This window comes from Methanofollis ethanolicus, from assembly GCF_001571385.1.
In the GTDB taxonomy this organism is placed as follows: Archaea; Halobacteriota; Methanomicrobia; order Methanomicrobiales; family Methanofollaceae; genus Methanofollis; species Methanofollis ethanolicus.
In genome coordinates, this window is record NZ_BCNW01000001.1 from 1,850,577 (window position 1) to 1,862,712 (window position 12,136).

At 60.8% G+C, this 12,136-nt stretch carries 11 protein-coding genes; 3 read left to right on the plus strand and 8 right to left on the minus strand.

Annotated features, from left to right (window positions below):
* The first annotated feature begins 68 nt into the window (after positions 1 to 68).
* Positions 69 to 1,778 carry a CHASE4 domain-containing protein gene (locus tag MEFOE_RS09100; protein ID WP_067051332.1) on the plus strand — a complete coding sequence of 570 codons (1,710 nt, stop codon included), beginning with the start codon at positions 69 to 71 and terminating at the stop codon, positions 1,776 to 1,778.
* A gap of 8 nt (positions 1,779 to 1,786) precedes the next feature.
* Here MEFOE_RS09100 and MEFOE_RS09105 read toward each other — a convergent pair whose 3' ends face one another.
* Positions 1,787 to 3,403, minus strand: a complete 1,617-nt coding sequence (locus MEFOE_RS09105; protein WP_067053156.1) for a putative manganese-dependent inorganic diphosphatase — start codon at positions 3,401 to 3,403, stop codon at positions 1,787 to 1,789.
* A 338-nt stretch (positions 3,404 to 3,741) separates the two neighbouring features.
* A complete protein-coding gene (locus MEFOE_RS09110; RefSeq protein ID WP_067051334.1) occupies positions 3,742 to 4,314 on the minus strand; it encodes a flavin reductase family protein in 573 nt (190 codons plus the stop codon).
* Positions 4,315 to 4,524: 210 nt separating this feature from the next.
* On the opposite strand from MEFOE_RS09110, the gene MEFOE_RS09115 reads away from it, so the two are divergent.
* On the plus strand, positions 4,525 to 5,553 hold the full coding sequence (locus tag MEFOE_RS09115; RefSeq protein WP_067051336.1) for a HEAT repeat domain-containing protein: 1,029 nt from the start codon (positions 4,525 to 4,527) through the stop codon (positions 5,551 to 5,553).
* Here MEFOE_RS09115 and MEFOE_RS09120 read toward each other — a convergent pair.
* The 5 genes from MEFOE_RS09120 to MEFOE_RS09140 form a co-directional block, all read right to left on the minus strand.
* Positions 5,540 to 5,989, minus strand: a complete 450-nt coding sequence (locus tag MEFOE_RS09120) for a universal stress protein (RefSeq protein ID WP_067051338.1) — start codon at positions 5,987 to 5,989, stop codon at positions 5,540 to 5,542. The two genes, MEFOE_RS09115 and MEFOE_RS09120, sit on opposite strands and share 14 nt — an antisense overlap.
* A 4-nt stretch (positions 5,990 to 5,993) precedes the next feature.
* Positions 5,994 to 7,268 carry an ArsB/NhaD family transporter gene (locus tag MEFOE_RS09125; protein ID WP_067051339.1) on the minus strand — a complete coding sequence of 425 codons (1,275 nt, stop codon included), beginning with the start codon at positions 7,266 to 7,268 and terminating at the stop codon, positions 5,994 to 5,996.
* A 125-nt stretch (positions 7,269 to 7,393) separates the two neighbouring features.
* Positions 7,394 to 8,665: an ArsB/NhaD family transporter gene (locus MEFOE_RS09130; RefSeq protein ID WP_067051342.1), complete on the minus strand. Its 1,272-nt coding sequence runs from the start codon at positions 8,663 to 8,665 to the stop codon at positions 7,394 to 7,396.
* An 8-nt stretch (positions 8,666 to 8,673) separates the two neighbouring features.
* Positions 8,674 to 9,219, minus strand: coding sequence for a universal stress protein (locus MEFOE_RS09135; protein ID WP_067051345.1), 546 nt, complete (start codon positions 9,217 to 9,219; stop codon positions 8,674 to 8,676).
* Between the two features lie 61 nt (positions 9,220 to 9,280).
* On the minus strand, positions 9,281 to 9,817 hold the full coding sequence (locus MEFOE_RS09140) for an archaemetzincin family Zn-dependent metalloprotease (protein WP_067051348.1): 537 nt from the start codon (positions 9,815 to 9,817) through the stop codon (positions 9,281 to 9,283).
* 15 nt (positions 9,818 to 9,832) lie between these two features.
* Here MEFOE_RS09140 and MEFOE_RS09145 point away from each other — a divergent pair, with 15 nt between their 5' ends.
* Positions 9,833 to 10,234, plus strand: a complete 402-nt coding sequence (locus tag MEFOE_RS09145) for a UPF0146 family protein (protein ID WP_067051350.1) — start codon at positions 9,833 to 9,835, stop codon at positions 10,232 to 10,234.
* A gap of 467 nt (positions 10,235 to 10,701) precedes the next feature.
* On the opposite strand, the gene MEFOE_RS09150 is transcribed toward MEFOE_RS09145, so the two are convergent.
* The gene (locus tag MEFOE_RS09150) at positions 10,702 to 12,072 is read right to left on the minus strand and encodes a replication factor C large subunit (RefSeq protein WP_067051351.1); all 1,371 of its coding nucleotides are present in this window, start codon (positions 12,070 to 12,072) and stop codon (positions 10,702 to 10,704) included.
* Between the last annotated feature and the right edge of the window lie 64 nt (positions 12,073 to 12,136).

Sequence of the window (12,136 nt, forward strand, 5' to 3'; positions counted from 1 at the left end):
GGCACTCCAGACAACAAACACCTCACAAAGCACACCTGTTGGGATCCTTGCACCCCGGCAGAGGCACCATGAAGATACTGACATTCATCGCCATCGTCACCATCTGTACGGCACTCGCCCTGATCGCCGGCATCTTCGGGGCAGCGCACCTCATACTCGACCAGAACCTTGAGATGTCAGAGACTGAGACAATGAGCGAGGACTTTACCCTCGTGCGACATGGACTCAGGGCGCAACTCGACGACCTCACACTCCTCTGCACGGACTACGCCACATGGGACGACACCTACGCCTTTGTCCAGAGCCCGCACGAGGCCTATCTCCGGTCGAACCTCGTCCCGGAGACCTTCTGCTTATCTCACCTTGACACGATTCTGATCTTCGACGCCGAAGGCGCCCTCCTCTACGGAGCCGCGTATGACCGTCCAAACAGGAGCCTCGTCCCCGCAGACCCAGCCCTTCTCACGTACCTGCGTGCACATGGCATTTCTCCCGCTGTTGCGTCGTCCGGCGAGGTCACCACAGGACTGGTCCCCCTCCCGCAGGGGCCGATGATGGTCTCGGCCGCGCCCGTGCTCAGGAGTTCGGGGGAAGGCCCCGCACAGGGCACGCTCGTATTCGGGCGCGATCTTGCCGGGGGCGAGGCTGCCAGGATCCGGGATATCACCGGCCTCGACATCACCTTCTTCCTGCCCGGAGACCCTGCGGCACTCGCCGGCATTGCCGGGACCGACCTCCCCAACGGCGAGAACACCCCTGTGATCGTCAGGTCTCCTGACGGCGCGACGATCTCGGGGGTGGCCCGTATCACAGACATCGCCGGCGAACCGGCACTTTTCGCACGCCTTGACACGCCGCGGGATGGATATTTCAGGAACCGTGATATCATCTCCGCCCTCGTCGCCGTCATCGTCGCGGTCTGTGCGGGTTTCGGCCTCCTTCTCATCGGTACGATCTACTTCACGGTCATCCGCCGTTTTGAAGATATCAGCAGAACGGTCACAGCGATCCGAAAGGATCAGGACTTCTCCCACCGCCTCCCCCCCGGAAAGACCGACGAGATGATGATGCTCTCCACATCGGTCAACGACCTCCTCTCCTTCCTTGAAGAGTACATCGCGGAAAAGGAGAGAGCAAAACAGATCCTTGAGGAGTCGAGGGAGAAATACTGCCAGTTGTTCCAGACGGCCACTGATGCGATCACCATCATCCGCAGAGGCCAATTTTCAGACTGCAACCAGAGGGCGCTGGAGATGCTCGGCTGGCAGAAGGAAGAGATGGTCCTCCACTCCCCGCTCGATATCTCCCCGGAATTCCAACCCGACGGCAGGCGGTCTGCGGAGGCGTGGCAGGAGTATTATGACAGGGCGTGCAGGCACGATTCTCCCCGTTTCGAGTGGCGGACCCTGAGACAGGACGGCACATATGTCGATACCGAGGTCACCCTCACGCGCTTCGACCTGGCGTCAGCACCCTATCTCCTTGCCATCGCGCGGGACATCACCGGGAGAAAGGAGGAGGAAAGGCTCAAGGCAGAGGCATTCGCCCGGATCGAAGAGAACCTGGAGCAGTTTGCCATCCTCAACGACGAGATCAGGAACCCCCTCCAGGTCATCCAGGCCGTCATCGAGATGCATGCCGGCGACGAGAAGGAGATCGTGCTGGAGCAGGTCAGGCGCATCGACAGACTCGTGGACGACCTGGACGCCGGGTATATCGAGTCAGAAAAAGTGCGTGACTTCCTCAAAAAACACTACCACTTCGGAAAAAAGGAATGAGAACCTCTTCAGAGGTCCCGGAGCATGCTCCCGAACTGCGGGAGGAAGTCCTTCTTCCGTGACATCACGCCCGGAAGCCGCCGGGGCTGCTCCGTAATTCCCAGTTTTGCCAGGTGGCCATCCTCTGCCGCGGCAAAGAGGTCGCTGCCGTTCTCGAAGACATTGGTGAAGAGGGCGAGGAAAAAGTCGCTCCCTGTTTCCTGGCGGAGGGCGTTGACCTTCTCCTTGATCTCGTCAGCATGCACGGTGCTGAACTCGAAGGAGGGGACGGTCACCTGCGCGATGACCACCTTCTTCTCAAAGAGGTTGTAGTGCTTGGTATCCCTGAGGAGAAGGTCGTGGAGGGGGACATTTTCCAGTTCTATCCCCCGCTGGACAAGTTCCATGCCATAGGCCACCGGGTCCACGCCCGCGATGCCGGCCAGGTAGTCCACGACTTTTTCGTCCTCGGGAGTCGTCGTCGACATCTTCAGGGCGAGGGTGTCGGAGAGGACGCCCGAGAGCAGCAGGCCTGCCGTCTGCTCGGTCGGTTCGACCCCCTTCTCGATGAACATCCTGGTGATGATCGTCGAGGTCGACCCCACGGGATCATTCAGGAATTTTATCGGTTTCAGGGTGGTGATCGCCCCGAGACGGTGGTGGTCGATGATCTCCAGCACGTCAGCCTTCTCGATACCGTCCACCGCCTGCGAGAACTCGTTGTGGTCGACAAGGATCACCGACTTGCGGATGTCGTCGACGAAGGTGTTCCGCGAGATCATGCCGAGCAGGCGGTTGTCGTTTTCGACCACGCAGGCCGTCCTGTACTTGGAGTTCGAGACGACGTCCTTCACGTATTCGAGGGGGTCGGCCATGCTCACCCGCGGCACGTCGGTCGCCATTACCATACCTGCCGGCAGGGAGAGATTAATCATCTTGCCGACACCGAAGGCATCGAGGGCGGTCGAGAGGACGGCGACGTTCCGCGTCTTTGCGGCATTGATGACGCGCTCGCCAACCGGCGAATTGTCGGCGAGGATGAGCGCGGCGATCCCGGCCGAGATCAGGGCGAGCTGGGCCGGTTCGTTGTCCCCGACGATGGCGACGTCACAGGGCGAGAGCCGCGAGAGGGAGACATGGAGGGCGTCTATTGCCATGTACACCCTCCCTTCCAGGAGGTCCGGGCCGGGCACGAGGATCTGGGCGTTCAGGATCTTTGCCAGGGTCTGGAGTTTGATCGGCGTGATGGCGAGTTGCTCGATCTTCGTCCGGGTCACATAGGCGCGGGCCAGGCCATGTTCGCTCATAAGGCCGAGGAGGATGCCGTTGTCGTCGACGATCGGCATGTTGCGCACGCCGTGTTCGTCCATCATGGCGACGACCTCGATCGTCGGAATGTCGGCATGGGCGCTGACCGGATAGGTGAAGGGCAGGTCGGAGACATTGGGCTCGACGCTCTCGATCAGGGCCGGCGCCTCGGTGCCGAACCGTTCAAGGACAAAACCCGTCTCGGGATTGACTTCGCCGCACCGCGCAGGGACATACTTCCCTGCCTCCTCACGGTTCAGGAGTTCGGCATAACCTATGGCGCTGCAGATACTGTCGGTATCAGGGTGCCTGTGCCCGATCACATAGACCTTGTTCATGATCATCCCCCGCAAAGAGTGCGGATAGTGTCTTTATCTGTACGTCCCGCCTCTTTATCTCCTTGCCCCCGGTACCCTCCCGAAGCACAACGCACGCCCGGGCGGAAAAACACAAAAGATAAAGGTGGCCCTGCGGAGTGAACGGCCCTGTGGTGCCGCGTCGGAAGAGGGGAGTGATGGCAACCCCCTCAAGATCTCCCTCTCTCTTTTCCCCGGACCAATCCTTGAGCGGGGACGACCGAAGAGAGTCGAGAAAATCTGTGACGCTGTCCGGGGGCTGCCTCCGGGGGAGAGTTTGGGATAGGCGGTGGATCGGTGTTCTCCACCAGAGGCCTACCTCACTTCTTCAGGGCAAGGCCTGCCGAGAAGGCCTTTGCTATCTCCGGGCCGACGGCATGGTACGCACGGCCCGCGGAGTCGTAGACAAAAGGCATGACCTTTGTGAGGTCAGGCACGCCGTCGGGCCCGAGCACCGACTCGTCCACCTTGACGTCCAGTATCTCGCCGATGAACTGGGTATGGACGCCGACCTCCATGCTCCCGGTGAGCCTGCACTCAAGGACGACCGGGAACTCAGCGACATAGGGCGCATCGACGAGGTCGCTCCTGACCGCGGTCAGTCCGGCCGTCGCGATCTTGTCGGCGTGCCTCCCCGACTCGATCCCGAAGTAGTCTGCCGCGGCGACATGGACGGCAGACGGGATGCAGACGGTAAACGCCTTCTGCTGCTGGATGTTCTCGTAGGTCATCCGCACTTTCTGGATCGAGACAGCCACCGACGGCGGGTTGGACGAGCAGATCCCTCCCCATGCCGCGGTCATGGCATCGGGGTTGCCGTCGGCATCATAGGTGCAGACGATCAGTACAGGATGAGGATAAAGAAGCGGCCGCGCGCCGCAGGATCTCTTCATGCCCACAGAATAGACGCCATACCTGAAGTCTGTTGCGCCAGGACCCTGCGATCTCCGGCACCACCGGGACGGCCTGTTCCCCGAGCAAGACTGGATACTCTCGATTTGGGCGTGAACTGCCCGAGAAACGACTTTTTGCCCGGGGAACCCGGTGGCGGGAAGATTCTTATTATCTCGCACCCTATTATTCAGGTCATCTCAGGACCCGGCATGGCAGCAGATAAACAGGAATACACCCCTTCTGACGAGGAAAACCAGGAATCGATCGATCAGGAGATCGCGGACCTGATCCTTTCCCTCAAAGACCCGAATATTACGGTCAGATGGGAGGCGATCGGGACTCTGGTCGATATCGGAGCCGGGGCTGTCCCGCAGATCTGTGAAGCCGTGAAGGATGAGAATAAATTCGTGCGCTGGGGTGCTGCCGAGGCTCTGGGACGTATTGGTGACGATCGAGGAGTCAGGCCCCTGATCACCGCGTTAAAGGACAGGGACAAGGATGTCAGGTGGAAGGCGGCGATCAGTCTCGGCGGCATGCAGGCACAGGAGGCGGTCTGCCCCCTGATCCAGACCCTGCACGACGATGACCCCGATGTCAGGTGGGGGGCCGCCACCGCCCTCGGCGAGATCGGCGATCACCGTGCCGTTGAATATCTCCTCGACGCCCTGAAGGACAGGCGGGACAGGGACGGGCGGGACGGCGCCATCTTCGCGCTCGGTGAACTCCATGACCCGCGGGCCGTGGCCCCCCTCATCGAGGCCCTCGAAGACCGCAACTACGAGATCAGGTTCGAGGCTGCGAAGGCCCTCGGCAAGATCGGAGACCAGAGAGCAGAAAGGCCTCTGATCAACCGTATCAAAGATGAAAACTGGGAGGTGCGCCTTGTCGCCGCCGAAGCGCTGGTCAGGGTCGGCGGGCAGGACACGACCGATGTCCTTCTGCCCCTCCTCACCGACGACGCCCCCGACGTCCGCCGGACCGCCATCGAGATCCTCGGCGAGATCGGGGGCCCAGCGGCCGTCGGCCCTCTTGTCGCCGTCCTCAGGCATGACGAAAATTGCCGCTACGAAGCCGCGGAGGCCCTCGGAAAGATCGGAGACCCCGGCGCCTTCGAGCCACTTCAGAAGATCTACGAGTTCTGCGACCCCTATGTCAGGGTCGCCGTCCTCAACGCGATGTCCGTGATCCTCTTAAAAATGAAAAGTAAAACGAACGCCGGCCAGGTCAACGGACAATAAGGACCGGAGTCTCGATCTCTCCTGCAATATCGCTGAGGGTACCGCCAAGAGAGGGTTTCGCACTCCTGCCATGGGCTCCCATGACCACAAGCGCGTACCCGCCATCCCTGACCTCCCTGACGATCTCCTCTCTTCTGTCGCCGTCCCGGATCTTTGTCGTGCACCGGCACCCTTCGCCATGACAGAAGTCCCAGACCGCGGCCAGTTCGGTCTCGATGTTCCGGCGCATATCCTGCCAGATATTCTGTTCATAGGTCCCGATGATATCGCACTTGTCACTCTGGGTGCAATAGTTGAAGGCCATCGTCCGCGCCTCGCGCCTGTCGAGGACCGAGAGGAGGAGGACGTCAGCGTCCTTCTTTTTGGCGATGGAAACCGCATGGAGTGCCCCTTTGTGACTCCACTTCGACCCGTCGATTAATACCAGAATTTTCATATCATCACCAGAAATACCGCAACCATAGGATTCCAAGGCCGACCGCCACGCTGACGATAAGAACGACCATCCCTACCTTTAGGAACTCGACAAAGCTGATATTTATGCCTTGCCGCTCGGCGATCCCGATGACGACGACGTTCGCCGAGGCGCCGATCGCGGTCCCGTTGCCGCCGAGACATGCTCCGAGGGAGAGGGCCCACCAGAGGGGGTACACGTCCATCGTCTGCCCCATGTCGGTGATCAGGGGGATGAGGGTTGCGGTCAGGGGGATATTGTCCACGATCGCCGAGGCGAAGGCCGCAAACCAGGCGATGATAAACATCGCCTCTTCCGTCGAGTCGACATGGCCGACCACGAAGGAGGCGAGCTGCGAGATGAGACCGGTCTCCACCAGGGCACCGACCACGATGAAGAGGCCGCCGAAGAAGAAGAGCGCGGGCCACTCGATCTTCTCGAAGATCTCCTCGGGAGGCACGCGACTCCAGAAGAGGATAAACGCAGCGCCGGTCAGCGCGACGATCGCCGGTTCGAGCCCGAGTTTATCGTGGATGAAGAAGAGGAAGACCACGAGCAGGATCGTGACGACAGACTTCATGAAGAGAGACCGGTCCAGGATCGCCGCACGCTCGTCAAGGGCGTCGATGGTCTGGCTGATCCCGACCCTCTCCTCCTCGCCGATCCGCATCGACCTCCCGAAGATCAGGACGAGAAGGAGGAGGATGACGACGAAGTCGACGACCGCGATAGGCCCCATGTTGATGAGGAAGTCGTTGAAGGTGAGGCCTGCGGCAGACCCGATCATGATATTCGGCGGGTCGCCGATGAGGGTCGCAGTCCCCCCGATATTCGATGCGAAGATCTCGGAGAGGAGGAAGGGCACAGGGTTCAGTTTCATCAGCGTCGTGATGTAGAGGAGCATGGGGGTGAGGAGGAGGACGGTCGTCACGTTGTCAAGGAACGCCGAGACAACTGCGGTCACCAGGGAGAAGAGGATCAGGACCCTGATGGGGCTGCCTTTCGCGAGTTTCGCAGTCCGTATTGCAATATATTCAAAGAGACCGCTCTTGCGCGTGGTGTTCACGATGATCATCATGCCCATCAGGAGGAAGATCGTCCCGAGGTCGAGATACTCGGGGATCTTCTCCCAGGGAACAATATGGGCAAAGACGATGACGGCGGCCCCGGCCATCGCCGCAACCGCGCGGTGGATACGCTCGTCGATGATCAGGGCATACGTGAAGAGGAAGACGGCAATCGCAATCAGTTCAGCATACATCGCCCTTCACCTCCGGCAGGGGACCATCGGAGTCCCCTCAGAATGGACGTCATGATTATTTCCAGAATAATGTCTCCCACTGACCTCTTGAATATGAGGGAGAGAGGGGGAGAAAAAACCCCTCATCAGCCGTACATCAGGAGGAGGACGCCGAGGCCCGCGGCCACGGTGATGACGAGGACGAGCATCCCCATCTTCAGGAAGTCCATGAAGGTGATGGAGACACCCTCGCGCTCGGCGATCCCGATGACAACGACGTTTGCAGAGGCGGCGATGGCGGTTCCGTTGCCTCCCAGGCATGCGCCAAGGGAGAGGGCCCACCAGAGGGGGTACACGTCCATCGTCTGCCCCATCTCGGTGATCAGGGGGATGAGAGTCGCGGTCAGGGGGATGTTGTCCACGATCGCCGAGGCGAAGGCTGCAAACCAGGCGATGATGATCATCGCCTCTGTCGTGGAGTCGACATGGCCGATGACGAAGGAGGCGAGCTGCGAGATGAGCCCGGTCTCCACCAGGGCGCCGACCACGATGAAGAGGCCGCCGAAGAAGAAGAGCGCGGGCCACTCGATCTTCTCGAAGATCTCCTCCGGGGGAACACGGCTCCAGATGAGGATGATCGCGGCGCCTGTCAGGGCGATGATCGCCGGTTCGAGTTCGAGCTGGGCATGGATGAAGAAGAGGAAGACCACGAGCAGGATCGTGACGACAGACTTCATGAAGAGAGACCGGTCCAGGATCGCCGCACGCTCGTCAAGGGCGTCGATGGTACTGGCGATCGTCTCCTGCTCATCGGGTTTCACCCTGAGGGTGCGGCCGTAGATGAGGTAGAGCATGACGAGCATGATCACCATGTCGACCACGACGACCGGCCCCATGTTCATGAGAAACTCGTTGAAGGTGAGGCCTGCCGCGGAGGCGATCATGATGTTCGGGGGGTCGCCGATGAGGGTCGCCGCGCCGCCGACATTGGAGGCGAAGATCTCGGAGACCAGGAAAGGCACAGGGTTGAGTTTCATCAATTTGGCGATATAGAGGAGCATGGGAGTGAGGAGGAGGACGGTCGTCACGTTGTCAAGGAACGCCGAGACGACTGCGGTCACGAGAGAGAAGAGGATCAGGACTCTCATCGGGCTGCCTTTCGCCAGTTTCGCTGTCCGTATTGCGATGTATTCAAAGAGACCGCTCTTTCGTGCGGTGTTCACGATGATCATCATGCCCATCAGGAGGAAGATCGTCCCGAGGTCGAGATACTCCGGGATCTTCTCCCAGGGAACGATATGGGCAAAGACGATGACGGCGGCACCGGCCATCGCCGCAACCGCGCGGTGGATGCGCTCGTCGATGATCAGTGCGTACGTAATGATGAATACTGCTATTGCGATGATTTCTGCGTTCATCAGGGTCCTCAGTAGACGATGATCGGGATGTTCGCCATCTGGGCGAGTCTGAGAGTGACCGAACTGAGCGGTGCGATCTCGGTGGTCTGCGTGCCGTACGTCTTCGAAACAGCGATGAGGTCGGATTCCTGCATCAGTTCAAGAATATTGTCGAACTTCTTCCCGGCAAACATCCTGCTCGTCACCGAGAGGCCGGCGCCTTCGAGAGACGCGATCGCACGGTTGAGCAGGTCTTCCCCGAAAGACTCCCTTTTCCGCCTGAACTCGGCGATCGCCTTCTCGTCAAGGCTGTCCTCGACGATCCTGATCACCTCCATGTCGATGATATAGACAAGGGTGACCTTCGCGCCTTCATAACTCGAAAGAGTCTCGTACAGGGCGGGCGGGATCTCCTTCACGAAATAATCCAGAGGCATGAGGATGGACGAGACCTCAGGGACGACCATCTCCTCCTCGGTGAGGAGGAACTCCCTGTACTCCCTGGCGACCGCTTCATATCGTGTCCCGGCCACGTCCTTGAACTTGCGCTGCAATAATGAAGTGAAATACCCCATCGTGATCTCATCAATGGTGCGGTCGGGATTTATTAACACTTTCCCGGAGGCGGGAGCGGCCCTACCAGGCTACGGGCCGGTCCAGTTTCTCCCGGCAAACAGAACAGAGCGTCATTTTCTTCCTGTCGAGTTCGGAGAGGGTGGCAGGTTTGAACATGACGCACTCGGGGTCCTGGCAGTGGTCGAGCCCGAAGAGGTGGCCGATCTCGTGGGCGCCTTCCTTTGCCGCCCTGTCGGCGAGGTCGTCGAAGTCATCTGTCCTCCCGTAGAACCCGTTGCCCAACCGGGCAATAGAAAGGACGGCACACCCGGTCTGGGGACGGGCAAGGCCGAAGACGAAATCGCAGTCGCCGACAAAGAGGTCATGGGTGACGACAAGGAGTGCGGGACCGGCATATTCTCCCATCTTTTTCATGAACAGGAGACGGCCGAGGACGGCGCCAGCGTCGTACTGGTTTCTTTCAGGGTGGTAACCGTTGATCAGGGCCTCGGCAGCGGCGTTATCGACCGGCATGCCGAGGATCATCTCGATGCGCCTGGCCGTCGGCAACTGGAGGCCTGAGGGCACCTGATGATCCCATATAATCGTGACACCCATGGTACCTAGATCATCGTGGCATGTGAGTATAAACGTATTGAATCCTTAATCGGCGCCTATCTCTCGAAAAATTACCGGGATGTCATCGAGATCGGGATCGGCAGGAACACCGATGTCGCCGCGGCCTGCGCACGGGCGGGCCTCCGGGTCAGGGCGACGGACATCAGGCAGATCCCGCCTGTCGAGAGCGTGGAGGGCCGGGTGGACGATGTCTTCGACCCCGACTTCCCCTGGTACAGGGGGGCCGACCTCATCTATGCGGTGCGGCCGGGCGTGGAGATGGTGCCGTCGATGATCGACCTTGCCCGGGCAGTCGGCTGCGACCTTATCGTCTACCACCTGGGCAACGAGATCTACCTGGACGGCGGGGAGGCCATCGACTGCGGCGTGGTCCTTCACAGGTACGTGCGGGCCTGAGGGGGGTCGGCGCAAGAGAGGGGGCGGGAGGAAGTACCTGGAGGGGATGTAGGCTGTGGGAAATGTTCTTTTCTCTCCCCGATCTTTCCTGAAAGTGGAGGGAACGAACGTCAGCGGTTCGAGAAAATTTTTGATTTTCGGGCTCTGCGAATTCCCGCTCTGGATGCCTGTGCCGGGGGGCTGCTGCCCCCCGGACCCCCTGCCATTACGATAGGGGCAGGGTTGGCATACTCCCTCTTCAAGATCTCCATTCTTTCTTCCCGGGGCCAATCCTGAGCGGGGGTCTGGGGGCGTAGTCCCCCAGTAAAAAAAAAGGGGAAGGCGGGGGTTCCGCTCTCCCTCCCAGCGATCACCGGGGAGACGATCGATCCGAACATGAGGATTCCGATACAGCCCGTCAGTACACTTCAGAAGAGGAAAGAGGTGGCGAGGGCGCGTGTTCCCGCTCCGTGCATGACGACGTCCTGTCAGAAGGAGTCGAAGAGGGTTGCCTGGGTGGCGGCGGGTTTCTTCTCCTCCTCCGCGGGCGGGTCTTTCTCCGCGACAGGGGCCGGTGCCGGTTCGGGGGGGGCCTCCTCCTTCTTCGCTTCCTTCTTCTTTTTTGGTTTTTCTGCCGCCTTCATCTCCTTGATGATCGCCTTCGCCCGTTCCTTATCGTGGATGAAGAAGTTCAGTTCGTCGACATCGAGGGCGAGTTCCCGCGCAACAGGTTCGGGGTTCTCTTCCACGAGGAGGGTGATCAGGGTGAGGTACTCCTCCCTGATGGTGTGCTGGGGGAGGGAGAGGGAGCGGGAGAGTTTCTGCATCACCGACTCGCGCACCGCCTTCCCCTTTTTCGCTCCCCCCATCTTCCGCCAGCGGGAGGGGGGCATGATCCTGTCGTGGACACCGGCGCCGCAAGCCGCCACCTTGACGCCAAGGGTCATCATGGCACTGGCATATCTCCAGAGCATGTAGTACTGGCGGCGGTTGGTGAGGCCGAGCCACTCGTCGGCACGCGAGAGGGGGGCATATGCCCGGGCCACAGCCTTCCCGTCCTTCATCGCCGGCAGGTTCCCCTCGATCCACTGGACCATGGTGTCAGGGGTGTCCTGCACCTGCCTGGCCTTCGCCAGGAGTTCGTAGTCGGGTTTTCCCGAGAAGATGGCGGCGACGAGGTCGAAGATCGTCGACCGCTCGTCTTTCTGCGAGGTGGAGACGTCGCCGGCCTCGATCCTCTCCCTGCCCGCCCCCGCGGCGCAGAGCATGTTGACGGCGGCCCGGAGGTCGCCGCTCGCACTCTCGGCGATCTCGACCAGGGCGTCGTCACTGCAGGTGAGGCCCTCGGCCCCGCAGATCTCCCGCAGCCTCGGGACGATGGACCTGGCCTGCACGGCCCTGAACTGAACGGGTTCGCCGAGGGCCTTGACCTCCCGGGCAATGCCGTAGAGGTCGTTTGCGATGAGGAGGATCGGCTGGCGGGAGTTCTTGATGATGTCGATGATCGCCCGCGCCCCCCCGCGGTCGGCCGTGCCATGGAGGTTGTCGGCCTCGTCGAGGAGGATCAGTTTTCTCTCGGCACCGAGGAGGCTTGCAGTCGCGCTCGACGTGCCGGCGATACGGTCGAGGGCGGCCTTTGTCCGCTGGTCGCTGGCATTGAGTTCGACGATCTCCCAGCCCATGTCGTGGGCGAGGGCGTGAGCGCTGGACGTCTTTCCCACCCCGGGTTTCCCGTAGAGGATGAGGGGGGGGCTCCCCCTCGTCCACGACCTCGCCCATTCGTAGATCTGCCGCACGGCAGGGGCGTTTCCGACAAGGTCCTGCAGGGTCCGGGGTCGGTATTTCTCGGTCCAGTCCATATGCAGGATCATAGGGAGGATGATCTCAAATATGCACTGGTGGGAGGGCGGCACCCCGGCGGCC

Excerpts from the sequence above, each read along its gene's own strand:
- MEFOE_RS09150 (WP_067051351.1), bottom strand. The coding sequence starts at position 12,072 with ATGGACTGGACCGAGAAATACCGACCCCGGACCCTGCAGGACCTTGTC.
- MEFOE_RS09100 (WP_067051332.1), top strand. The coding sequence starts at position 69 with ATGAAGATACTGACATTCATCGCCATCGTCACCATCTGTACGGCACTC.
- MEFOE_RS09125 (WP_067051339.1), bottom strand. The coding sequence starts at position 7,268 with ATGTATGCTGAACTGATTGCGATTGCCGTCTTCCTCTTCACGTATGCC.
- MEFOE_RS09105 (WP_067053156.1), bottom strand. The coding sequence starts at position 3,403 with ATGAACAAGGTCTATGTGATCGGGCACAGGCACCCTGATACCGACAGT.
- MEFOE_RS09120 (WP_067051338.1), bottom strand. The coding sequence starts at position 5,989 with ATGAAAATTCTGGTATTAATCGACGGGTCGAAGTGGAGTCACAAAGGG.
- MEFOE_RS09135 (WP_067051345.1), bottom strand. The coding sequence starts at position 9,219 with ATGGGGTATTTCACTTCATTATTGCAGCGCAAGTTCAAGGACGTGGCC.
- MEFOE_RS09115 (WP_067051336.1), top strand. The coding sequence starts at position 4,525 with ATGGCAGCAGATAAACAGGAATACACCCCTTCTGACGAGGAAAACCAG.
- MEFOE_RS09130 (WP_067051342.1), bottom strand. The coding sequence starts at position 8,665 with ATGAACGCAGAAATCATCGCAATAGCAGTATTCATCATTACGTACGCA.
- MEFOE_RS09110 (WP_067051334.1), bottom strand. The coding sequence starts at position 4,314 with ATGAAGAGATCCTGCGGCGCGCGGCCGCTTCTTTATCCTCATCCTGTA.
- MEFOE_RS09140 (WP_067051348.1), bottom strand. The coding sequence starts at position 9,817 with ATGGGTGTCACGATTATATGGGATCATCAGGTGCCCTCAGGCCTCCAG.